The 22,039-nt window shown below is 70.2% G+C and carries 18 protein-coding genes, 2 tRNA genes, 2 rRNA genes and 1 pseudogene; 11 read left to right on the top strand and 12 right to left on the bottom strand.

Annotation, left to right across the window (positions count from 1 at the left end; all coding sequences use genetic code 11):
• The first annotated feature begins 32 nt into the window (after nt 1-32).
• From G408_RS0106820 to rrf, 4 genes are all read left to right on the top strand, one after another.
• Nucleotides 33-108 (top strand) — tRNA-Ala (locus G408_RS0106820).
• A gap of 15 nt (nt 109-123) precedes the next feature.
• Nucleotides 124-200 (top strand) — tRNA-Ile (locus G408_RS0106815).
• A 190-nt stretch (nt 201-390) separates the two neighbouring features.
• Nucleotides 391-3,239: ribosomal RNA gene (locus G408_RS0106810) — 23S ribosomal RNA — on the top strand.
• Between the two features lie 125 nt (nt 3,240-3,364).
• Nucleotides 3,365-3,477, top strand: a 5S ribosomal RNA gene (rrf, locus tag G408_RS0106805).
• Between the two features lie 173 nt (nt 3,478-3,650).
• Here rrf and G408_RS15585 read toward each other — a convergent pair.
• The 4 genes and pseudogenes from G408_RS15585 to rpsU all read right to left on the bottom strand — a co-directional run bounded on the left by G408_RS15585 (nt 3,651) and on the right by rpsU (nt 6,392).
• A complete protein-coding gene (locus G408_RS15585; RefSeq protein WP_169719210.1) occupies nt 3,651-4,229 on the bottom strand; it encodes a hypothetical protein in 579 nt (192 codons plus the stop codon).
• A gap of 36 nt (nt 4,230-4,265) precedes the next feature.
• Nucleotides 4,266-5,600, bottom strand: a pseudogene (dnaG, locus tag G408_RS0106800) (DNA primase); the annotation flags it as partial.
• Nucleotides 5,601-5,629: 29 nt separating this feature from the next.
• On the bottom strand, nt 5,630-6,079 hold the full coding sequence (locus G408_RS0106795; RefSeq protein WP_028770493.1) for a GatB/YqeY domain-containing protein: 450 nt from the start codon (nt 6,077-6,079) through the stop codon (nt 5,630-5,632).
• Between the two features lie 97 nt (nt 6,080-6,176).
• Nucleotides 6,177-6,392, bottom strand: coding sequence for a 30S ribosomal protein S21 (gene rpsU / locus G408_RS0106790; RefSeq protein ID WP_028770492.1), 216 nt, complete (start codon nt 6,390-6,392; stop codon nt 6,177-6,179).
• 154 nt (nt 6,393-6,546) lie between these two features.
• On the opposite strand from rpsU, the gene tsaD reads away from it, so the two are divergent.
• From tsaD to folK, 3 genes are read left to right on the top strand one after another with little or no spacing between them, the layout of a single operon-like run.
• On the top strand, nt 6,547-7,611 hold the full coding sequence (tsaD, locus tag G408_RS0106785) for a tRNA (adenosine(37)-N6)-threonylcarbamoyltransferase complex transferase subunit TsaD (RefSeq protein ID WP_028770491.1): 1,065 nt from the start codon (nt 6,547-6,549) through the stop codon (nt 7,609-7,611).
• Nucleotides 7,612-7,634: 23 nt separating this feature from the next.
• The gene (gene folB, locus G408_RS0106780; RefSeq protein ID WP_028770490.1) at nt 7,635-7,991 is read left to right on the top strand and encodes a dihydroneopterin aldolase; all 357 of its coding nucleotides are present in this window, start codon (nt 7,635-7,637) and stop codon (nt 7,989-7,991) included.
• Nucleotides 7,988-8,524, top strand: a complete 537-nt coding sequence (gene folK / locus G408_RS0106775; RefSeq protein WP_051282700.1) for a 2-amino-4-hydroxy-6-hydroxymethyldihydropteridine diphosphokinase — start codon at nt 7,988-7,990, stop codon at nt 8,522-8,524. The genes folB and folK overlap by 4 nt, the downstream gene beginning before the upstream one ends.
• A 68-nt stretch (nt 8,525-8,592) precedes the next feature.
• Here folK and G408_RS0106770 read toward each other — a convergent pair whose 3' ends face one another.
• Nucleotides 8,593-9,384 (bottom strand): pteridine reductase, encoded by a 792-nt coding sequence (locus G408_RS0106770; protein WP_084628112.1) that lies wholly within the window; start codon nt 9,382-9,384, stop codon nt 8,593-8,595.
• Nucleotides 9,381-11,102, bottom strand: coding sequence for a hypothetical protein (locus tag G408_RS0106765; RefSeq protein ID WP_028770487.1), 1,722 nt, complete (start codon nt 11,100-11,102; stop codon nt 9,381-9,383). Before G408_RS0106765 ends, G408_RS0106770 begins: the two co-directional genes overlap by 4 nt.
• A 121-nt stretch (nt 11,103-11,223) precedes the next feature.
• Between G408_RS0106765 and G408_RS0106760 the strand changes: the two genes are divergently transcribed.
• Nucleotides 11,224-12,408 carry a class I SAM-dependent methyltransferase gene (locus tag G408_RS0106760; protein WP_037412620.1) on the top strand — a complete coding sequence of 395 codons (1,185 nt, stop codon included), beginning with the start codon at nt 11,224-11,226 and terminating at the stop codon, nt 12,406-12,408.
• A 23-nt stretch (nt 12,409-12,431) separates the two neighbouring features.
• On the opposite strand, the gene G408_RS0106755 is transcribed toward G408_RS0106760, so the two are convergent.
• The 3 genes from G408_RS0106755 to G408_RS0106745 are packed head-to-tail and all read right to left on the bottom strand — an operon-like array spanning nt 12,432 to nt 16,585.
• On the bottom strand, nt 12,432-13,694 hold the full coding sequence (locus G408_RS0106755) for a multifunctional CCA addition/repair protein (protein ID WP_037412617.1): 1,263 nt from the start codon (nt 13,692-13,694) through the stop codon (nt 12,432-12,434).
• Entirely contained in the window at nt 13,669-14,601 is a 933-nt protein-coding gene (locus tag G408_RS0106750; protein WP_028770484.1) for a complex I NDUFA9 subunit family protein, read from the bottom strand. The genes G408_RS0106755 and G408_RS0106750 overlap by 26 nt, the downstream gene beginning before the upstream one ends.
• Nucleotides 14,602-14,614: 13 nt before the next feature.
• On the bottom strand, nt 14,615-16,585 hold the full coding sequence (locus tag G408_RS0106745; RefSeq protein WP_156890079.1) for a lytic transglycosylase domain-containing protein: 1,971 nt from the start codon (nt 16,583-16,585) through the stop codon (nt 14,615-14,617).
• A 29-nt stretch (nt 16,586-16,614) separates the two neighbouring features.
• On the opposite strand from G408_RS0106745, the gene G408_RS0106740 reads away from it, so the two are divergent.
• Nucleotides 16,615-17,430: a sulfite exporter TauE/SafE family protein gene (locus G408_RS0106740; RefSeq protein ID WP_028770495.1), complete on the top strand. Its 816-nt coding sequence runs from the start codon at nt 16,615-16,617 to the stop codon at nt 17,428-17,430.
• A gap of 1 nt (nt 17,431) precedes the next feature.
• Here G408_RS0106740 and G408_RS0106735 read toward each other — a convergent pair whose 3' ends face one another.
• The 3 genes from G408_RS0106735 to G408_RS0106725 form a co-directional block, all read right to left on the bottom strand.
• Nucleotides 17,432-18,169, bottom strand: coding sequence for an endonuclease/exonuclease/phosphatase family protein (locus tag G408_RS0106735; RefSeq protein WP_037412614.1), 738 nt, complete (start codon nt 18,167-18,169; stop codon nt 17,432-17,434).
• A 19-nt stretch (nt 18,170-18,188) separates the two neighbouring features.
• Nucleotides 18,189-18,896: a thiol:disulfide interchange protein DsbA/DsbL gene (locus G408_RS13550; RefSeq protein WP_051282698.1), complete on the bottom strand. Its 708-nt coding sequence runs from the start codon at nt 18,894-18,896 to the stop codon at nt 18,189-18,191.
• Between the two features lie 103 nt (nt 18,897-18,999).
• Complete coding sequence (locus tag G408_RS0106725; protein WP_028770481.1) at nt 19,000-19,785, bottom strand: c-type cytochrome; 786 nt, start codon at nt 19,783-19,785, stop codon at nt 19,000-19,002.
• Between the two features lie 177 nt (nt 19,786-19,962).
• Here G408_RS0106725 and yihA point away from each other — a divergent pair, with 177 nt between their 5' ends.
• Together yihA and G408_RS0106715 are read left to right on the top strand one after the other, a co-directional pair.
• Nucleotides 19,963-20,592, top strand: a complete 630-nt coding sequence (yihA, locus tag G408_RS0106720) for a ribosome biogenesis GTP-binding protein YihA/YsxC (RefSeq protein WP_037412610.1) — start codon at nt 19,963-19,965, stop codon at nt 20,590-20,592.
• 75 nt (nt 20,593-20,667) lie between these two features.
• Nucleotides 20,668-22,032, top strand: coding sequence for a glutamate--cysteine ligase (locus G408_RS0106715; RefSeq protein ID WP_028770479.1), 1,365 nt, complete (start codon nt 20,668-20,670; stop codon nt 22,030-22,032).
• Nucleotides 22,033-22,039: the final 7 nt, after the last annotated feature.

Here is a 22,039-nt window from a genome sequence, read left to right as displayed (position 1 = left end):
CAGTGGCGCGGGTTGGTGGCCCAAGCGAGCTTGGGGCCATAGCTCAGCTGGGAGAGCACCTGCTTTGCAAGCAGGGGGTCGTCGGTTCGATCCCGACTGGCTCCACCAGGGCGAAAACACATTGGGTCTGTAGCTCAGGTGGTTAGAGCGCACCCCTGATAAGGGTGAGGTCGGTGGTTCGAGTCCTCCCAGACCCACCATGCTCCGGATGACAGCGCGTACGAAGAGATGACGAGGGGCCGATGTTGCGGTCGGTTCCGGTTCTTTGACAACTTGTGACGTAACAGCGTTTGAGAGCCGTCGGGACGTGAGTCCTGGTGGCCATCTTGAAACGTGTGTCGTTGGTGCTAAGGCGGCTTGGACCGGCCTCGAGGCGACTCGGGGTTATATGGTCAAGCGAACAAGCGCATACGGTGGATGCCTTGGCAGTCAGAGGCGATGAAGGACGTGGCAGCCTGCGAAAAGCGCGGGGGAGCCGGCAACAAGCGTTGATCCCGCGATGTCCGAATGGGGAAACCCACCCGCAAGGGTATCCTGCACTGAATCCATAGGTGCTGGAGGCGAACCCGGGGAACTGAAATATCTAAGTACCCGGAGGAAAAGAAATCAACCGAGATTCCCTCAGTAGTGACGAGCGAACGGGGAACAGCCCAAAAGCCATCAGAGTTCTAGCAAAACGGTCTGGAAAGGCCGGCCATAGACGGTGATAGCCCGGTATGCGAAAGGGCCCTGGTGGTGAAATTGAGTAGGGCGGGGCACGTGAAACCCTGTCTGAACATGGGGGGACCATCCTCCAAGGCTAAATACTCCTGACTGACCGATAGTGAACCAGTACCGTGAGGGAAAGGCGAAAAGAACCCCGGAGAGGGGAGTGAAATAGAACCTGAAACCGTATGCGTACAAGCAGTAGGAGCCCGCAAGGGTGACTGCGTACCTTTTGTATAATGGGTCAGCGACTTACTTTCTGTGGCGAGCTTAACCGTATAGGGAAGGCGAAGGGAAACCGAGTCTGAATAGGGCGCATAGTCGCAGGGAGTAGACCCGAAACCGGGTGATCTAGCCATGCCCAGGGTGAAGGTGCGGTAACACGCACTGGAGGCCCGAACCCACTCCTGTTGCAAAAGTAGGGGATGAGGTGTGGCTAGGAGTGAAAAGCTAATCGAACCCGGAGATAGCTGGTTCTCCTCGAAAGCTATTTAGGTAGCGCCTCGTGCGAACACTCCTGGGGGTAGAGCACTGTTATGGCTAGGGGGTCACTGCGACTTACCAAACCATGGCAAACTCCGAATACCAGGACGTGCTACACGGGAGACACACGGCGGGTGCTAACGTCCGTCGTGAAAAGGGAAACAACCCAGACCCACAGCTAAGGTCCCAAAATCATCGCTAAGTGGAAAACGATGTGGAAAGGCATAGACAGCCAGGAGGTTGGCTTAGAAGCAGCCACCCTTTAAAGAAAGCGTAATAGCTCACTGGTCGAGTCGGTCTGCGCGGAAGATTTAACGGGGCTAAGCGATGTACCGAAGCTTGGGGTGCACACTTCGTGTGCGCGGTAGAGGAGCGTTCCGTACGCCTGCGAAGGTGGCCTGAGAAGGCTGCTGGAGGTATCGGAAGTGCGAATGCTGACATGAGTAACGATAATGCGGGTGAAAAGCCCGCACGCCGAAAGCCCAAGGTTTCCTAGCGCAACGTTCATCGGCGCAGGGTGAGTCGGCCCCTAAGGCGAGACCGAAAGGTGTAGTCGATGGGAAGCTGGTTAATATTCCAGCACCTCGCGTGAGTGCGATGGGGGGACGGAGAAGGGTACGTGTACCGGGCGTTGGTCGTCCCGGGGAAAGTGCAAAGGCTGGGGCGGTAGGCAAATCCGCTGTCCCAAGGCTGAAGCACGAGACCAGTCCTATTGGACGAAGTCACCGATCCCACGCTTCCAGGAAAAGCCTCTAAGCTTCAGCTCACGGGAGACCGTACCGTAAACCGACACAGGTGGGTAGGATGAGAATTCTCAGGCGCTTGAGAGAACTTGGGTGAAGGAACTAGGCAAAATAGTACCGTAACTTCGGGAGAAGGTACGCCCATCGCAAGATGGGCCGCAGTGACCAGGCCGCTGCGACTGTTTATCAAAAACACAGCACTCTGCAAACACGAAAGTGGACGTATAGGGTGTGACGCCTGCCCGGTGCTGGAAGGTTAAGTGATGGGGTCAGGGAAACCGAAGCTCTTGATCGAAGCCCCAGTAAACGGCGGCCGTAACTATAACGGTCCTAAGGTAGCGAAATTCCTTGTCGGGTAAGTTCCGACCTGCACGAATGGCGTAACGACAGCGGCGCTGTCTCCACCCAAGGCTCAGTGAAATTGAAATCGCTGTGAAGATGCAGCGTTCCCGCGGCAAGACGGAAAGACCCCGTGAACCTTTACTATAGCTTTACATTGAACGTTGAGTTCGTCTGTGTAGGATAGGTGGGAGGCTGTGAAACCGAGGCGCCAGCTTCGGCGGAGCCATCCTTGAAATACCACCCTGATGTGCTTGACGTTCTAACCTGGGCCCGTGATCCGGGTCGGGGACCATGTATGGTGGGTAGTTTGACTGGGGCGGTCTCCTCCCAAAGAGTAACGGAGGAGCACGAAGGTACGCTCAGCGCGGTCGGACATCGCGCATTGTGTGCAAAGGCAGAAGCGTGCTTGACTGCAAGATCGACGGATCAAGCAGGTGCGAAAGCAGGTCTTAGTGATCCGGTGGTTCTGTATGGAAGGGCCATCGCTCAACGGATAAAAGGTACTCCGGGGATAACAGGCTGATACCGCCCAAGAGTTCATATCGACGGCGGTGTTTGGCACCTCGATGTCGGCTCATCACATCCTGGGGCTGTAGTCGGTCCCAAGGGTATGGCTGTTCGCCATTTAAAGTGGTACGCGAGCTGGGTTCAGAACGTCGTGAGACAGTTCGGTCCCTATCTGTCGTGGGCGTTGGAGATTTGAGAGGGGCTGCTCCTAGTACGAGAGGACCGGAGTGGACGAACCTCTGGTGTTCCGGTTGTCACGCCAGTGGCACTGCCGGGTAGCTATGTTCGGAAGCGATAACCGCTGAAAGCATCTAAGCGGGAAGCGCGCCTCAAGATGAGATCTCCCGGGACACAAGTCCCCTGAAGGAACCATGAAGACTACGTGGTTGATAGGTCGGGTGTGTAAGCGCAGCAATGCGTTGAGCTTACCGATACTAATGATCCGTGCGGCTTGACCATATAACCTCGAGACGCCTTGACATCGCGACGCGCGATTCAGGACAAACCAACTGTTACGTCACAAGTCCCCCATGAGAGCGTGCGCGCTGGAGGCCACAGGGCCAACAGCGACCCTCCACCCTCTCCCTGGTGAACATAGCTGCGTGGAACCACCCGATCCCATCCCGAACTCGGAAGTGAAACGCGCACGCGCCGATGGTAGTGTGCACTCGCATGCGAGAGTAGGTCATCGCCAGGGCCTTACACCAAAACCCCGCCACACAAAGGCGGGGTTTTTCTTTACCACCACCAAAAATATATCGGTCGGCACGCACGCCAAGGCTTCCTGTGCGGATGAGCCCCCCGGCCGCTGGCAGCCCAGATCTCCGGGATCACAGGCAGCATAACCACCCCCAGCGCCCAGGCCAGCCATCACCCGCGCATCGACAGCAACCTGCGAAGCTCCGACTTCAGGCCCTCGTCCAGAACAGGCCGCGACTTCAGCCAGGCAATCCGCTGCTCCACCGCCTGGCGCCGCAGTTGCGCGAGGCAGCCCCGGAACTCCGCTTCCAGCCCCTGGTTCTCTCCCGGCAGGTCCACCAGCGCGAGGCGGGCCAGGGCCTCGGCCTGGGGATGCCCGGCGAAGGCCTCGAGCAGGGCGCCCGTGCCGATGCCGGGGCGCGCCAGGGTGTGCCGCAGGAGTTCGACGAACAGGGGGATGCCGGGCTGCTCGAGCCGCTCGATCCAGGGCAGGGCCTCTTCCGCGAGCGGGGCGAGGGCGGGGCGGTTCAGCAGCAGACTGATGGCGCTGCGTACCAGGCTGCGGCGGTGGTCCAGACCGCTGGGGCGGGGGGCGCTGAGCGCCGGCAGTTCGCCGAGGATGCGCTCGGCGGCGGTGCGCGGCCGGCGGCGTGATGGACCGTCGTGCTGGCGGACTCCCGGTGCCGGGAATGGCCCTCGCCCCCCGGGGGGGCGGGCCGCAGGGCTGCCCGGCAATTGCGGGACTTTCACGAGGTAGCCGGCGGGCACCTGGCCACGGGCGAGTTCGAGGGCCTCGCGCTGCGCCTGCTGGCCGAGCTCGGCGAGTTCGCGGGTGTATTCGCTGAGCCGGGCGCTGGCATGGAAGCCGACCTCGGTGCGCTGCACCAGCAGGGCCTCCATGCGGTCGCGGAACTCGCCATCGGGGATGCGCTGGATCAGGGCCTTGGCGCGCTCGGCGAGCCGTGCCTTGCCATCGATGGCGCCGAGGTCGACGTCCTGCGAGAGCTGGGCGAAGAAGAACTCGCTCAAGGGGGTAGCGCTCTGGAGCGCGGCCTCGAAGGCAGCCGCCCCCTGGGCGCGCACGAGGCTGTCGGGGTCCTCGCCCTCCGGCAGGAAAAGGAAGAAGGCCTGCCGGCCATCGGTCATGCGCGGGAGCACGGATTCGAGGGCCTTCCAGGCAGCTCGGCGGCCGGCGGCGTCGCCGTCGAAGCAGAAATAGACGTCGGCGGCGTTGCGGAACAGGAGCTCGGCCTGCTCGGGCGTGGTGGCGGTGCCCAGCGTGGCCACGGCGGTGGTGATGCCGAACTGCCAGAGCGAGACCACGTCCATGTAGCCCTCGACCACTACGAGGCGCGGGATGCGGCTGTGCGCCTGGCGGGCATGCCACAGGCCGTAGAGCTCGCGGCCCTTGTGGAACAGCGCGGTTTCCGGTGAGTTGAGGTATTTCGGGCCGTCGTCCTTGCCGGTGACGCGGCCGCCGAAGGCGATCACCCGGCCACGGCGGTCGTGGATGGGGAACATCACCCGGCCGCGGAACTTGTCGTACACGCGGCCGGCCTCGTTCTTCGACAGCAGGCCGGCGCGGTCCAGGAGTTCGATGCGGCGCGGATCGCCGCGGCCCAGGGCATCGAGCAGGGCGCTCCAGCCTCCAGGGGCCCAGCCGATGCCGAAGCGTTCGATGCTGGCCTCGTCGAGGCCGCGTGCGGCGAGATAGGCCCTGGCCTCGGGGCTGGCCTCGAGCGCGCCGCGGAAGAAGCGCTGCGCTGCCTCGAGCACGGCGTAGAGGTCGGCGCCCTCGCGCGGCGGCTCGCGGCCGCCGGCCTCGCGCGGGACCTCGAGGCCGAGGCGCTTGGCCAGTTCCTCCACCGCATCGACGAAATCGAGGCGGTCGTATTCCATCAGGAAGCGCACCGCGGTGCCGTGCGCCCCGCAGCCGAAGCAGTGGTAGAACTGCTTTGCCGGGCTGACGTAGAACGAGGGCGTGCGCTCGTCGTGGAAGGGGCAGCAGGCCGTGTATTCCTTGCCCTTGCGCTTGAGCGGGATGCGCGAGCCGATCAGCTCGACGATGTCGGTGCGTGCGAGCAGTCCATCGATGAAGCTGTCGGGGATGCGGCCGGCCATGCGGGGAGCTTACGGCCTCGCGGGGGGGATCAGCCCGCCAGCGCGGCCTTCAGGCGCTGCGAGACGACCCCCATGTCGGCGCGGCCGGCGAGCCGCGGCTTCAGCAGGCCCATGACCTTGCCCATGGCCTGCGGTCCGGTGCCGGCACCGGCCTCGGCGATGGCGGCCTGGATGGCGGCGTCGATCTCGGCCTCGCTGAGCGGGGCCGGCAGGTAGGCCTGGATCACCGCCAGCTCGGCCTGCTCGGCGGCGGCGAGGTCTTCGCGGCCGGCGGCCTGGTACTGGGCGATCGAGTCCTTGCGCTGCTTCACCATCTTCTCGAGCACCGCCAGCACGGCGGCATCGTCGAGTTCGACGCGTTCGTCGACTTCCTTCTGCTTGATGGCGGCGTTGACGAGGCGGATGGTGGCGAGGCGCTCCTTGTCGCCGGCCTTCATCGCGGCCTTCATGTCCTCGGTGAGCTGCTGCTTCAAAGGCATCGGGGAATCTCCGGGAGGCGGGAGGCACCGGGCGTGGTGCAAAACAAAAAGCCGGCGACGCCTGGGGCGGGCCGGCTTCCTGCGGATGGGGCCGCGCTCAGTACAGGCGCTGGCGCTTGGTGACGTCGCGCGAGGTGCGGCGCAGCTGGCGCTTCACCGCGGCGGCGGCCTTGCGCTTGCGCTCCTGGGTCGGCTTCTCGTAGAACTCGCGCTTGCGGGTCTCGGCGAGGATGCCGGCCTTCTCGCAGGTGCGCTTGAAACGACGGAGCGCGAACTCGAACGGCTCGTTCTCGCGGACTTTGACGTTGGGCATAGGGCTTCTCGAGGGCTTCGGATACCCGGCAACCCGGGTGAGCCGCGTATGATACGCGGGCCTTCCGGGGCCGTGCAAGTCGGCCCCGGCCCCTGTTCAGGACCGGGTGCGGCTGCCCTGCGGCCGGCCCCGGACCCTCCGCGACCCCCACGCGATGATCGTCCTCGGCCTCGAATCCTCCTGCGATGAAACCGGCGTGGCGGTGTACGACACCGCCCGCGGCCTGCGGGCGCACGCGCTCTACAGCCAGGTGGCCCTGCATGCCGAGTACGGTGGCGTGGTGCCGGAGCTGGCCAGCCGCGACCATGTGCGCAAGCTGCTGCCGCTGCTGCGGCAGACCCTCGATGCGGCCGGGATCGCCGTGGCCGAGCTCGATGGCGTGGCCTACACCGCGGGGCCGGGCCTGATCGGCGCCCTGCTGGTGGGGGCGGCCACCGGCCGGGCCTTGGCCTGGGCGCTGGACGTGCCGAGCATCGGGGTGCACCACATGGAAGGGCATCTGCTGTCCCCGCTGCTGGAGCCCGGCGCACCGCCGCCGCCCTTCGTCTGCCTTCTGGTGTCCGGCGGGCATACCCAGCTGGTGGCGGTGGAGGGCATCGGCCGCTACACCCTGCTCGGCGAGACGCTGGACGACGCCGCCGGCGAGGCCTTCGACAAGACCGCGAAGCTGTTGGGCCTGCCGTATCCCGGCGGTCCGCAGCTCGCCGCCTTGGCCCTGCAGGGGCGCGCGGCGGCCGAGGCCGAGGGGCGGCGGGAAAGCCGCTTCCAGTTCGCCCGGCCGATGACCGACCGCCCGGGCCTCGATTTCAGCTTCAGCGGTCTTAAAACCCAGGTGCTGCTGGCCTGGCAGGCCAGCGATCGCAGTGAGGCCACCCGGGCCGACCTGGCGCTGGGCTTTGAGGACGCGGTCACCGAGACGCTCGCCATCAAGTGCGAACGCGCCCTGCGCGAGACCGGCATGAAGGCGCTGGTGGTGGCCGGCGGCGTGGGGGCGAACCGCCAGCTGCGGGCGCGGCTCGCGGCCCTGGCCGAGCGCCGGCGGGTGGCCCTGAGCTTTCCGCGCCTCGAGTTCTGCACCGACAACGGGGCGATGATCGCGTTTGCCGGTGCCCTCCGGCTGGCGGCCGGGCAGCAGGACCTCGCCTTCCGCGTGCAGCCGCGCTGGGACATGGCCACGCTCGACGCTGTCACCGCCTTGCCATCGCCGGTGGCAGGCTGAGGCTCCCTTTGCAAGGAATTCCGATGGACAAGGTCTTCATCGAGGCGCTCGAGATCGAGTGCACGATCGGTATCTACGACTGGGAACGGCGGATCAAGCAGCCCATCGTGCTCGACATCGAGATGGGCTTCGACAACCGCCGGCCGGCGGCCAGCGATGCGATCGGGGACACGCTCGACTACAAGGCGGTGAGCAAGCGGCTGATCCAGTTCGTTGGCGACTCGGACTTCGGCCTCGTGGAGACCCTGGCCGAGCGCTGCGCGGCCATCATCACCGGGGAGTTCGGCGTGCCCTGGGTGCGGCTGAAGCTCTCCAAGCCCGGCGCGGTGCGCGGCGCCCGGGCCGTGGGTATCGTGATCGAGCGGACCCGCGAGGCATGAGCCCCGGCGCGCAAGGCGGCGACGGCGTGGTGGTGCACGGCCCCGGTCTCGCCCTGCTGAGCCTCGGCAGCAACGAACGGCCCGAGCAGCATCTGCGGGCGGCGGTGGCCGAGCTGCGGGCGCGCTTCGGTGCCGTGGCGCTCTCGCCGGTGTACCGCACCCCGGCGGTGGGCTTCGAGGGGCCGGATTTCCTGAACTGCGCCGCGGCGATCCGGAGCGACCTAGAACCTCAGGCCCTGAACGACTGGCTGCATGCCCTGGAGGACCGCCACGGGCGCCGCCGCGACGTGCCGCGCTTCTCCTCGCGCACGCTGGATGTCGACATCGTCTACTTCGACGACCGGGTGCTGCGTGGCGCGGGCAATCTCGAGCTGCCGCGGCCGGAGCTCAGGCACGCCTTCGTGCTGAAGCCCCTGGCCGACATCGCCCCGGACTTCGTCGATCCGGTGCAGGGACGCACCCTGGCGGCGTTGTGGGCCGCCCACCCGGAGCGGGAAGCGCCGCCGCGGGTCGAAGCGCTGGACTTCGATTGAGCGGCGGGCCTCGCCGTGCACCGGGTGGCGAAGGCATGACGGAGCCCGGGCGGCGAGGCCCGGACGATTCAAAGGTTCAGCAGGCGCCCGCCATCCACGGCGAGGATCTGGCCGGTGGTGTAGCGGGCCTCCTGCAGCAGCCAGCGCACCGCCTCGGCGATGTCCTCGGGGCGGCCTTCGCGGCCGAGCGCGATCTTCTCGCGCATGGCCTGTTTGGCGGCCTCCGGCTTTCCGGCCTCGGGCCAGAGGATGGCGCCGGGGGCGATGCCGTTCACCCGCACCTCGGGGGCGAGTTCGAGGGCGAGCGACTTCACCAGCATGGCGTTCGCCGCCTTGGCCATGCAGTAGAGCGTGTGCCCGCGCAGCGGGCGCTCGGCGTAGATGTCGACGAGGTTGACGATGGCGCCGCCGCTCCTGCGCAGTGCGGGAGCAGCGGCCTGGGCGAGGAAGAAGGGGCCCTTGGCATTGCTGTCGAACAGGGCCTGCCAGTCGGCCTCGCTGGCCGCGCCGAGCGGCGTGGGGTGGAAGGCCGAGGCGTTGTTGACGAGAGCATCGAGCCGGCCGAAGCGCTCGAGCGTGGCGTGGACGAGGCCGGGCAGGGCGGCGGTGTCGCCCAGATCGGCCTGCAGCAGAAGGGTGCTGCCCGGGCGGCGCGTCTCCAGTTCCGCCGCGAGGGCCGCGGCCTCGGCGGCCGAGGCGCGGTGGTGCAGGGCAAGCACGAAGCCGTGCCCGTGCAGGTGGCGGGCGATGGCCGCACCCACCCGCCGGGCCGCGCCGGTGACGAGCGCGACCGGTGGCGACCGCCCGGACGCACCGGCGTCGATGGGCCGGGTGAGGGCGGCGGGCAGGGCCTCGTTCATCGGCAGTCCTTCGGCAATTCGCTGCGCATCATGGCCTCGTTGAACGCGATGACGGCGTGGTGATGCCGGCCCGGCCGGTTGTCGACGGTGCGCAGCCCGCCATCCTGTACGTGGTCGAACAGCCACAGGCCGCGAAGTTCGGCCTCGCCTTCGAGGGCCTCGACGCGGAAGGCCAGCCGGTCCTCGACGGGGTGGCTGTCGATGGTGGTACAGGCCCGGCCGGCATGGCCTGCGGGAAGCGCCAACTCGACCGGCTCGCCGCCCCCGGCCTGGAGGCGCAGCCTGGCCCCGCCGGGGCTCAGGGCATCGACGCAGGCGTGGTCCGGGCGATCGTCGCGGTGCGGCAGCCGCCCACGCTCGCGGCCGAAGGCCTGCGTGAGCACTTCGCCACGGCGCAGGCGCAGGTGCGGGTCGCGCTCCGGTGCGGTGAGCAGGGCCTCGCCTTCGGGGATGGCCCGGCCTTCGCCATCGACGAGATGCCAGCCTTCCAGTCCGTAGGCGAAGGAGGGGTTGTACAGCGGGCTTTCCTCGTAGTCGCGGCCGGTCCAGAGGCCGGCGCCGAGCACGCCGTGGTTCTTCAGCACGCAGACCGCGCCGCGCAGGAAGGGCGCGATCTGGTCGTCGGGGAGGGTGGCGTTGTGCTCGTGGCCCGGCGTGTTGTCGATCAGGTTGAACTGGTTGATGAACACCGGGCGGTCACCGCTCCACGCGGAAGCCTCGGCGAGCATGCCGCCGAGCAGCGCGAGGCTTTCCTCGGCACGCAGCGATTCGCCTTCGTTACGGGCGCCCCAGAATGGCGCCCAGTACATCACCAGCGGCACTGCGCCGGGCTGGCGGTAGGTGCTGCGGTGGTCGATCCAGCCAGCCACCTTACGGCGGCCGGCGGCATCGACTTGCCAGCGTGGCTCCTTGTCGCTGCGGACCTCGTAGCCGAGCAGCGGGATCTGCGCCTGCGCCGGGCGGTGCAGTTCCTCGAGCTTCAGCCAGTCCCAGTAACGGTGGAACCAGGGGGCGCTGTCATCGTCCGCGCGCGGCAGGCGGGTCGGGTCCGGAGGGCGCTCCGCCGGTGGCAGGCTGGCGATGAACCGTGCGTAGTCCTCGGCGGCGATGGGCTCGATGTGCCGCAGCCACTGGTCTTCCCAGCTCATGAAGGACATCAGCACCTGCGGCCGCCCTTCGATGGCCTTGCCGACGCGACCGACGAAGCGCTGGAAGGCGGCACGGGCGCGGACGTCGTTCATCAGCACGTGCACCCGTTCCAGGGTGGGCGGGCTGTCGGGGTGGAAACTCCAGGCGAAGCCGATCCGCAGCATCACGCGAAGTCCCTGCCGCTCCGCTTCGTCCAGCAGGAAGTCGAGGCGCTGGAAGGCGCGCTCGTCCTCGCGGCAGCAAGGCAGGTAGACCGGCTGGAAGTCGCCCCAGCTCACCAGCAGCACCACGGTGTCGAAGCCGTCCTCGCGGATCGTGCGGAACTCCCCGGCCACATCCTCGCGACGGTAGGCGTTGATCAGGTTCTTCGCCCAATGGGCACCGAACCAGTGGGTGGCGCGGATCGGCGGCTGCACGGCCAAGGCTTCGGCAGGAGCAGGTGGCGGTATCTCGGCGGATTCGCCGGCGGGCTGCGCGCCGCAGGCGACGATCAGCAGCGGCAGGAGGGCAGGGATCCATCGGACCGAGCGCAGGGGCGTCGATGGCCAGGGCGGCGAGGTCGGCGGCATTGGGATCATGCTGTCGGGCGGTAAACCACCGCAGCCTACACGGCCCCGCCGACCGGGGCGGTATCCTTTCACCCGTCCGCTGCATCGGCGGGCACCGGTTTCCCGATTCCAAGGCGTTTCGATGAGCACTTTCGGCCTGCCCGAGCCGGGCGGCGCGGCGCGCGAGCATAGCGCGCGCCTGGTGGACTTCCTGAAGGCGGCGATCCGCCATGAGCAGGGGGCGATCCCGTTTTCCCGCTTCATGGAGCTGGCGCTGTATGCGCCGGGCCTCGGCTATTACAGCGCCGGAGCGGCGAAGTTCGGCGAGGGAGGGGATTTCATCACTGCCCCGGAGCTCGGCAGCGTGTTCGCCGAATGCGTCTGCGAGGCGGTGGCGCCGGTGCTGCGCGGCCTGCCGCATCCGGGTTTCCTCGAACTCGGCGGCGGCAGCGGCGCCTTCGCCCTTGCCTTCCTGCGCCATGCCGAACGGCTCGGGGTATTGCCCGAGCGCTACGCCATCCTCGAGCCCAGCGCCGACCTGCGCCAGCGCCAGCAGCAGCGGCTGCGCGAGCAGCTGCCGCCGGCGGTGTTCGCCCGCTGCGACTGGCTGGACGGGCCGCCGGAGCGTGGCTGGAACGGTGTGCTGTTCGCCAATGAGGTGCTGGACGCCCTGCCCACCACCCGCTTCGCCATCCACGAGGGCGAGGTGTACGAGGAGTTCGTCAGCCTCGATGCCGAAGGGGGCTTCCTGCGCGTGGACCAGCCGGCCGATGCCCTGGTGCGCGGCGCGGTGCGCCATGTCGAGCGCACGCTTGGCGCGCCCTTGCCGGACGGCTACCGCTCCGAGCTGCTGCCGCAGCTGCCCTACTGGCTGCAGGCGGTGGGTGGCCTGCTGGAACACGGGGCCATGCTGTTCGTCGACTACGGCTACCCGCGCCGCGAGTTCTACCTGCCCGAGCGGCGCGACGGCACCCTCGTCTGCCATTACCGCCACCGTGCGCACGGCGATCCTTTCTTCCTGCCGGGTTTGCAGGACATCACCGCCTTCGTCGATTTCACCGCGCTGGCCGAGGCCGGGGTGAACGCCGGTTTCGATTTCGCTGGCTACTGCAGCCAGTCGAGCTTCCTGATCGCCAATGGTCTGCCGCAGCGCATCGCCGAGGCCGAGGCCGTGCTCGACGAGCGCGAGCGGCACCGCCGCTTGAACGAGATCCGCAAGCTCACCCTGCCCGGGGAGATGGGGGAACGCTTCCAGGTGATGGGCTTCACCCGCGACGTCGATCTCTCTGCCGCCTTCGCCTTCGGCGAGCTGTCGCGCAGGCTCTAGGCGCCTCGGCCTCGGCCTCGGCCTCAGCCGGCGGCGAGGCGGGCGCGGGCCGCACCGATGGCGGCGATGCGGGCCCGGCGCAGCGCCGCGCCCAGGGCCGGGCCTTCCAGCCCCTCCCGCGCCACGTCCTTCGCCTGCACGGCGAGCGCGGCGTCGCGGCAGGCGCGCAGGGCGCGGCCCTGCGGGTAGTCGGTTTCCCCGAAGCCTTTGCGGCCGCGCTTGTCGGCCTCGCAGGCCAGGGCGAGCCGGTCGATGCGCGCGGGCTGCCGCAGGCCGCCGCAGCGCTCGAGCAGCTCCAGCACGGTGGCATCGCGCAGCTCGGCGAAGCGGTGCACGTTGAGATGCTCGCGGCAGACATCGGTGGCGAGCTGCCGCTCGGCGTTCGGCACCTTGAGCCGGGCGCAGAGCGCGGCCAGGGGCGCAAGGCCGCGGTGTTCGTGCCCCGGGTGGCGCGGCAGGGCCTCGGCCGGGGTGAGGGCCTTGCCGAGGTCGTGCGTGAGGGCGGCGAAGCCGAGGGTGGCATCGCCGGGAGCGAGGCGGGCGGCCATGTCGAGCACCATTTCGGTGTGCACGCCGGTGTCCACCTCGGGGTGGAACTCGGGGCGCTGCGGCACGCCGTAGAGCGCGTCCACTTCCGGCAGCACCACGGCGAGCGCGCCGCAGGCGCGCAGGGCCTGCAGGAAGGCCGAGGGGCGCGGCGCGGCGAGGGCGCGGCGCAGTTCCTGCCAGACCCGCTCCGGCACCAGGTGGGCGAGTTCCCCGGCTTCCACCATGCCGCGCATCAGGGCCAGGGTGTCGTCGTGCAGGCGGAAGCCGAGCGGGGCGAGGCGGGCGAGGAAGCGGGCGCCGCGCAGCACCCGCAGTGGGTCCTCGGCGAAGGCCGGGCTGCAGTGGCGCAGCCAGCGGGCCTCGAGGTCGGCCTGCCCGCCGAGCGGGTCGATCAGGCGTCCATCCGCCGCCTGGGCGATGGCATTGATGGTGAAGTCGCGGCGGGCCAGGTCCTGCTCCAGCGTCACGCCGCGGTCGGCGTGCACCACGAAGCCGGTGTAGCCATGGCCGCGCTTGCGCTCGGTGCGGGCCAGGGCGTACTCCTCGCCGGTGTCCGGGTGCAGGAAGACCGGGAAGTCCGCGCCCACGGCACGGAAGCCGGCGGCCTGCATGGCCTCGGCATCGGTGCCCACCACCACCCAGTCACGGTCGCCCGGCGGCAGGCCGAGCAGGGCGTCGCGCACGGCGCCGCCCACGAGGTAGGCCCGGGCTTCAGCGGGCAGCGCGGTAGCGGTCATAGCGCGGCTGCTTGCCGGCCGGCGAGCCCAGGATGGCCGGCAGTTGCTGGCCGATGCGGGTAGGCGGGATGCCGAGCTGGTGCAGGCCGTCGATGGCGCCCACCGAATCGAGCTTGAGCGAGCGGTAGTTGTCGGAGGAGAAGGGCTTGCCGGGCACGAAATCGAAGAGCAGGCCCTGCAGGCGGCCCAGGGCGTCGGGCAGGGGCAGCACGAGGCGCGTCAGGCCCAGCTGCCGCGCGGTGAGCCGCACCAGCTCGCCGAGGGTGAAGACTTCGGGCCCGTAGAGTTCGTACACCTGCCCCACGGTGCGGCGATCGTGCAGGCTGCGGCGCATGGCCTCCGCCACGTCGCCGACGAACACCGGGGCGAAGCGCGTGCCGGCCCTGGCGAGCGGCAGCACCGGGCTCAGCTTGAGCAGGGCGGCGAAGCGGCAGAAGAAGCCGTCGCCGGGGCCGAAGATCACCGAGGGCTGGAAGATCGTCCAATCCAGGCCGCTGGCCTTCACCACCGCCTCGGCCTCGCCGCGTGACTTGAGGTAGAAGCTCTCGCCGCGCCCGGCATTGAGCGAGCTCATCTGCAGCAGGCGGCACACGCCGGCGAGCTGGCAGGCGGCCACCACCAGCTTGGTCAGGCCCACATGGGCACGCTGGAAGCCGCGGCCGTTGTCGCCGCGCTCGTTGAGGATGCCGACGAGGTTCACCACCGCGTCCTGCCCCTGGAAGCGGGCCTTGAGGAACTCGGGGTCGTAGACATCGCCGCAGGCCACCTGGGTGCCGGGCGGCAGCAGGCGGTCGAGGTGGGCGTGGGGGTTGCGCGAGAGCACGGTGAGCGCATGCCCCTCGGCCGCGAGGCGGGCGAGCAGGGCGCGGCCGACGAAGCCGGTGCCACCGAGGACGGCGATCTTCATGGTCGGTTCCGGGTCAGTTCGCGGGAGGAGACGGGGGAAGGGCGGCGGGCTCGGGGCAGGCGAAGTCACGGCGGTCGCTGCCCGGCCGGCCTTCGAGGCGGTCGGTGAGCGGGCGCGCGTGGCCCTCCAGCCGCCAGTCGTAGATCACGCTGAAGGCCAGCACGCGCGGCACGTATTCGCGGGTCTCGCGAAACGGGATGGTCTCGATCCAGTAGTCGGCCGGCAGGGCCGGGCGGGCCGCCACCCAGCGCTGCACGGCGCCCTGGCCGGCGTTGTAGGCGGCGATGGCGCGGTAGGCAAGGCCGCCGTTGTCGCCGATGCGCTGGGCGAGGTAGGCGGTGCCGAGCGGCACGTTCACCGTGGGATTGAACAGGCTGTCGGGGCCCTGCCAGGGCTGGCCCAGGCGGCGCGCCACGCCTTCGGCGGTGCTGGGCAAGAGCTGCATCAGGCCGCGGGCATTGGCCGGCGAGCGGGCCTCTGCCATGAAGGCGCTCTCGGCGCGGGTGAGGGCGGCCACCAGCGAGGGCTCGAGGCCGTTGCGCCGCGCTTCGCGGCGGATCAGCGATTCGTGCGGCAGTGGGAAGCGCAGGCGGTAGTAGGCCTGCGAGTCCGGGGTGGCGGGCAGGCCGAACAGGGCGCGGTCGGTCCAGCCGGCCTCGACGGCGCGGGCCACGGCGATCAGGCGGCGGGCATCGTCCATGCCGGCCACCGCCGCCTGCCACTCCAGGGCGGCGAAGGCCGGGCGTTTGATGCGGAACAGCTCGATGGCGCGCACCAGGGCGGCATTGCGTTCGACGTCGCGCACCAGCCGCCGCTCGCTGCTGACCTCGCGCGGGCAGAGGGCATAGGGCGTGCCGGCGCGGTCGGCAGCGAGGAAGCCGTGGAAGGTGGGGCTTCGGGCGGCGGCGGCGAACAGTGGCGTGGCGGCCTCGGGCTGGCCGAGGTCCTCGCGCAGCCGGGCCTCGAAGTACTGCCACTGCGCCGTGCCGCGCAGGGCCGCGGGCATGCGCTCGATGGCGGCCAGCGCGCCGGCGAGGTCGTTGCGCGAGAGCGGCTCGCGTACCGCCCAGCCGTGTAGGGCGTCGTCGTAGGCGGTGAGCGGCACGGCGGCGAGGCGGCGGGCCGATTCGGCGCCGTAGGAGGCAGCCGTCCACAACGCGATCGCGGCGCGCACCGCGCCGTGCTCGCGGCTGTCCTTGGGCAGCAGGGTGGCCAGCGCCTCGAGCTGCCGCTCAGCGGCGCCGGCATCGCGGCGTGCGAGCCGCACCAGGCCGGCCTCGGCGATGCCGCGGCTGCGGGCATCGCGCGGCCAGCCGCTGGCACGCGGGTGCGGGGCCTCGATGAAGGCGGCATAGTCGCGGGCCAGGGCAGCCTCGCCCTCCGGCAGACCGCGGGCGGCGGTGCGCATCACCCCGGCATTGCCGGCGCGGGCGGCGAGTTCGAGGCGCTGCCAGCGCCGCTCGGCGCTGAGCTCGCCGCGCTGGGCGAGGGTGGCGAAGACCGGATCGCAGGCGGCGGGCTGCGAGTCGGCCGACAGCCAGAGCGCCAGGGCGGTCTCGGTCCAGGCGGCATCGATGCTGCCGGTGGCGGCGCGGGCCTGCAGGGCGGCGCACTGCAGGGGGGTGTCGGCCGGTTCGCGGTAGTGGGCGAGCAGGTCCTGCCAGCGGTTCTCCGCCGCGGCCCGGCGCAGCCAGGCGGTGCGCAGGCGGTTCGCCGCCGGCTGCGGCCCCAGGGCCTCGAGCACGGCGGTGAGCCCTTCGCGGTCGAGGCGGGCGAGGTCGCGCTCGCGTACCAGCACCTCGAGCCAGCCGGAGAGCGGATGCGATTGCAGGCGGGCGACATCGGCCAGCGTGAGCTCGCCGCGTTCGGCAGCGGCGAAGGCGGCCTGGATCTCGGCGCGGCGGGCGTCGAGAGGCTCGCTGAGGGCGGGCGAAGCCGCGACAATGGCGGCGATGAGGAGACAGGAGTTCAGGAGCGATCGCATGCCCGGCAGTGTAGCGGAGCCGTCCCGGCATGCCTGAGCTCGCATGGCTCGCGTTTCCCGCACTGGGCCTGCTGGCCGGCGTGCTGGCCGGCCTGCTCGGCATCGGCGGCGGCATCGTGCTGGTGGCGGCGCTGGTGGCCCTGCTGCCAGCCTTCGGCGTGCCCGCGCCGGCGGTGATGCATGCCGCGCTCGCCACCTCGCTCGCCTCGATCCTCATCACGGCCGCCGCCTCGGCGCGTGCCCACTGGCGTCGCGGCAGCCTGCTGCCCGCCACCGTGCTCTGGCTCGCCCCCGGCCTGATGCTCGGTGGCGTGCTGGGCAGCCGCTGGGCGGTGGGCGTGGAGGGCCGGCTGCTGGCCCTGCTGGTCGGTGGCTTCTGCCTGCTGATGGCCGCGCGCATGGCCTTTCCCGGCGCCGCGGCCGGGGGGGCGGCAGAGGCGCCGGGGGCGGTGCCGCGCGGCCCCTGGCTGAGTGCGGCCGGGCTTGGCATCGGCGCGGTCTCGGCCGTGGTGGGCATCGGCGGCGGCAGCCTCACCGTGCCCCTGCTGGTGGCGCGCGGGGTGGCCCCGGTGCGGGCGGTGGGGACCTCCTCGGCCTGCGGTGTGCTCATCGCGCTGGCCAGCGCCGCGGCCTATGCCCTCGGCGGGCCGGCGGCCGAGGGCCTGGCCCTGCCGCCGGGCATGCTGGGCTTCGTGCATCTGCCGGCGGCCATCGGCATCGGCCTGGGGGCCGTGCTGGCAGCACCCTGGGGCGTGGCCCTGGCGCACCGGCTGGGTGGGCGGACGCTGTCGCGGGTGTTCGCCGCGGTGCTGGCCCTGGTCGGCCTTGCCCTGCTCTGGCCCTGAATCAGGCCGGCTCGATCTCGATCGCCACCGCGAGGTGGTCGGAGCCAGCCGCGGGCAGGGTGCGATAGTCGTGCACCCGGAAGCCGGCGGTGAACACGTGGTCGAGCGAGCGTTTCGGCTCCCAGCTCGGGAAGGTGGCCACCGGCGCCGGCGGCGGCATCAGCTGGGTGCGCCGGTACAGGCCCTCCATCTCGCGGGCATGGGCCGGGCAGTTGAAGTCGCCCATCAGCACCGCGCGCGGATGGTCGGCCAGCAGTTCGCCGAGGAAATCGAGCTGCATGCGGCGCGAGGCCACGCCGAGCGAGAGGTGGGTGACCGCCAGCACCCAGGCGTCCCCGCCTTCGCCGAAACGCGCGAGAGTGACGCCGCGGCCGCCGATCCGGCCCGGCAGGGCGTGGTGCTCCACCCGCAGCGGGTCGAAGCGGGCGAGCAGTCCGTTGGCGCTGCTGGCGATGCGGCTGACCCGGCGGTTCGGGCGGTGGGTCCAGTAGGGGAAGCCGGCCTGTTCGGCGAGCAGCCGGGTCTGGTTGGCGAAACCCGAGCGCAGGCTGCCCGGGTCGCTCTCCTGCAGCCCGACCACGTCGAAGGGACGGGCGAGCTCGGCGATGGCGCGCAGGTTGCCGGTCTTGCCCGCGGGGAGCACATGGCCCCAGCCGCGGGTGAGGTAGTCGCGGTAGGCGCGGGTGCTGTGCCCGGCCTGGATGTTGCAGCTCAGCAGCCTGAGCGGCCGTGGCGCCATCCGCCGCGCCCCGGGGGCTTCAGCGGCCGGCGGGCGCCGGGGCCGGCTTCGCCGCCGCCGGAGCAGCGGCCGCGGCCGGGGCGGCGGGGCGGGCCTGGGCGGCGCGCTCGCGGGCCACGAGGAAGTCGATGGTGCGGATCATGCCCTCGAAGCCGCGGTCGGCCGTGGCGCTGACGCGGTAGCGGCCGTTCACCACCACGGTCGGCGTGGCGTTCACCCCGGTGCGCTGGGCGAACTGCTTGGCACGGTTCACCTTCGAGGTCACGCCGAAGCTGTTCATGGTCTCGAGCAGCTTCTTGCGGTCGAGGCCGAGGCCGGCATAGACGTCGGCCACCTCCTCGAGGCTGCCGGTCTTGATCTTGCGCTCGACGTGGAAGGCGTTGAAGAAGGCGTCGTGGGTGCGTTCGGTGGCGCCCAGGGTCTCGGCGGCGTAGAAGCCACGGGCGAGGTTGTCGATGGCGCCGCCGAAGGCGGCGTGCACGTAAGTGAGGCGCACGTCGGCCGGCAGCCTGGCCTTCCAGCGGTTGATGTGCGGCTGGAAGTCGGCGCAGTGGATGCAGTGGTAGCTGAACACCTCGGCCACCTCGATCTTGCCCGGCGGCCCGAACAGCGGCTGGGCCGGGGTGATCTCCTGGTAGTCGATGCCGGGGCGGGGCGCTTCGGCGGCCTGGGCGAGGGTCAGGCCGGGCAGGGCGAGGGAGGCGATCAGGGCGAGGGTGCGGAGCATCGTGGGCCTCGGGGTCGTGGAAACGAAGAGCCGGCGGAAGGCCGCCGGCTCGGGGTTCGGATCGGGGGCGGGGCGGGAAGTTCCCCGGCCCGGCGGCCTCCGTTCAGCGGGCGGCGGTGGCCGGCGCGGCGTCGCGGACGTCGTGCAGGCCCTGCAGGTAGCTCGCCAGCGAGTCGATCTCCTCGTCGGTGAGGTTGCGCGCCACGGCAGCCATGATGGCATTGGCATTGGCGTCCTTGCCCCAGACCTCGCCGTCGCGGAAGCGGCGCAGCACGTCGGCGGTGTACTGGGCGTGCTGGCCGTGCAGCGCCGGCCAGGAGGGCCCCGGCACGCCGGCGCCGGTGGGGCCGTGGCAGGCCTTGCAGGAGGGGATGTCGCGGGCGGCGTCGCCGTGGCGGTAGAGGCGTTCGCCCACCTGGTAGAACTTGCGGCCAGCGTTCGGGCCCTCGCTGATCAGGGTCTCGTCGGCCACGCCGGGCTTGACGGCCTGGCGGGCGAAGTAGGCGCCGATGTCGCGCATGTCCTGCGAGGACAGGGTGGCGGCGAAGCCGAGCATGATGGCGTTGTCGCGCTCGCCGCTCTTGAACAGGGCGAGCTGGCGGGCGATGTAGTGCTCGTGCTGGCCGGCGAGGTTCGGATACTGCGGGTCGGCGGCATTGCCGTCGGCGCCGTGGCAGGCGGCGCAGGCCGCGGCCTTGCCCTCGCCGGCGGTGGCGTCGCCCGGCACGGCCGGGCCGTCGGCGGGCAGCTCGGTGGCCACGCTGGCGGCGGCATCGGCAGTGGGAGTGACATCGGCCGGCGCCGCCTCGGACTGGGCGATCGCCACGCCGGCCAGGGCGATCGCCGTTCCCACGGCGGCTCCAAGGGCAAGGATGCGCTTCAGCGTCATGCGGTCACTCCGGGGTATCTGCAGGATTCGGGGCCGGGCGGGCCCGGCAGGACGGCGGATTATCCCAGCCGCCTCTGCGGCGGGTCAACGAAGGCCGCGGGCTGGCCGGCCCGGCGGCAGGGGTTCCGGTGGCGGGCGTGAGCGGCCACACTCTGCGCCCATTCGAAGGGGCATGTGATGGCCGCCAACCCGCTCAACACCGCCGCGTACCTGAAGGCCGCGCACACGCCGCAGCAGCTGCCGCCGGATGGCGGTCTCGAGGTGGCCTTCGCCGGGCGCTCGAATGCCGGCAAGTCGAGCGCCCTGAATGTGCTCTGCCAGCGCAGCGGCCTGGCCCGCACCTCCAAGACCCCGGGCCGTACCCAGCAGCTGGTGTACTTCCAGGTGCGCCCCGAACGCTACCTCGTGGACCTGCCAGGCTACGGCTATGCCGAGGTGCCGCAGGCCCTGCGCGCGCACTGGCAGGCCTTCATCGACGGCTATTTCCGCCAGCGCCGGGCGCTCGCCGGGCTGGTGGTGGTGATGGACGGGCGGCATCCGCTGAAGGAATACGACTGGCAGATGCTGGCCTATGCCGAGGCACGCGGCCTTGCCTGCCACGTGCTGCTGACCAAGGCCGACAAGCTGGGCCGCAGCGAGCAGGCCAGGACCCTGGCCCGGGTGCGGAGCGAACTCGGGGCCTTCCGCGGCGCGGGCGTCGGGGTCCAGCTGTTCTCGGCCAGTTCCCGGCTCGGCGTGGAGGAGGCACGGGCCGTGGTGGCGGGCTGGCTGCAGCTGGAGGCGCCGGCGGCCCCGGCCGCCCCCTGACGACCGGCGCTTGCGCCGCCTGCGCCCCGCCCCCATCGTCGGCGGGTTCGCCCCGATTTTTTGATGAGCCCTTGCATGTCCGGCCCCAGTACCGAGCCCTCCCTGCCCATCGAGGGCCGCGCCAGCCTCGTCGAATACCTCGCCTCCGGCGCCAAGCCGCGCGAGGCCTGGCGCATCGGCACCGAGCACGAGAAGTTCGGGTTCCGCCACGAGGACCTGGCGCCGCCGCCCTACGAGGGCGAGCGCGGCATCCGCGCGGTGCTCGAGGGCATCGCCAGGTTCGGCTGGCAGCGGGTGGAGGAGGACGGGAAGCTGATCGCGCTGGTGCAGGACAAGGCCTCGGTGACCCTGGAGCCGGCCGGCCAGCTCGAGCTCTCCGGCGCCCCGCTCGAGACCCTGCACGAGACCTGCCGCGAGACCGCCCAGCACCTCTACGAGGTGAAGGCGGCCGCTGACCCTCTGCGCATCGGCTTTCTTGGCATGGGCTTCCAGCCGAAGTGGCGGCGCGAGGACATGCCGTGGATGCCCAAGGGCCGCTACCGGATCATGCGCGCCTACATGCCGAAGGTAGGATCGCTGGGCCTCGACATGATGACCCGCACCTGCACCATCCAGACCAACCTCGACTTCGCCAGCGAGGCCGACATGGTGCGGAAGTTCCGTGTCTCGCTGGCCCTGCAGCCGGTGGCCACGGCCCTGTTCGCCGATTCCCCCTTCACCGATGGCCGGCCGAACGGTTTTTTGAGCTACCGCAGCCAGGTCTGGACCGACACCGACCCCGACCGCACCGGCCTGCTCGACTTCGTGTTCGAAGACGGCTTCGGCTTCGAGCGCTACGTGGACTACCTGCTCGACGTGCCGATGTACTTCGTCCACCGCAACGGGGCCTACCTCGATGCCGCCGGCAAGAGCTTCCGCGCCTTCATGGACGGCAGGCTGGACCTGCTGCCGGGCGAGCGCCCGACCCTGCGCGATTTCAGCGATCATCTCACCACTGCCTTCCCCGAGGTGCGGCTGAAGCGCTACCTCGAAATGCGCGGCGCCGATGGCGGTCCGTGGAACCGCATCTGCGCGCTCTCCGCCTACTGGGTGGGCCTGCTCTATGACGATGCGGCGCTGGATGCCGCCTGGGACCTCGTGAAGGATTTCACGCGGGAGGAGCGCCATGCCCTGCGCGATGGCGTGCCGCGCCATGCGCTCGGCCTGCCCTTCCGCGGTGGCACGGTGCGCGAGCTGGCACTCGAGACCCTGAAGATCGCCGAGGCCGGGCTGAAGCGCCGCGACCGCCGCAACCGCTGCGGCGCCAGCGAGGCCGTGTACCTCGAGCCGCTCATCGAGATGGCCCTGGCCGGCCAGACCGCCGCCGAGCGCAAGCTCGCGCTCTTCCACAGTGAGTGGAAGGGCAGCGTCGATCCCGTGTTCCACGAATTCGCCTACTGAAGAACGC

Origin of the sequence: Silanimonas lenta DSM 16282 (genome assembly GCF_000429065.1) — a bacterium.
Lineage (GTDB): Bacteria > Pseudomonadota > Gammaproteobacteria > Xanthomonadales > Xanthomonadaceae > Silanimonas > Silanimonas lenta.
The sequence above is the reverse complement of the archived record's forward strand: the minus strand, read 5'-3'. Positions and strand labels throughout refer to the sequence as shown.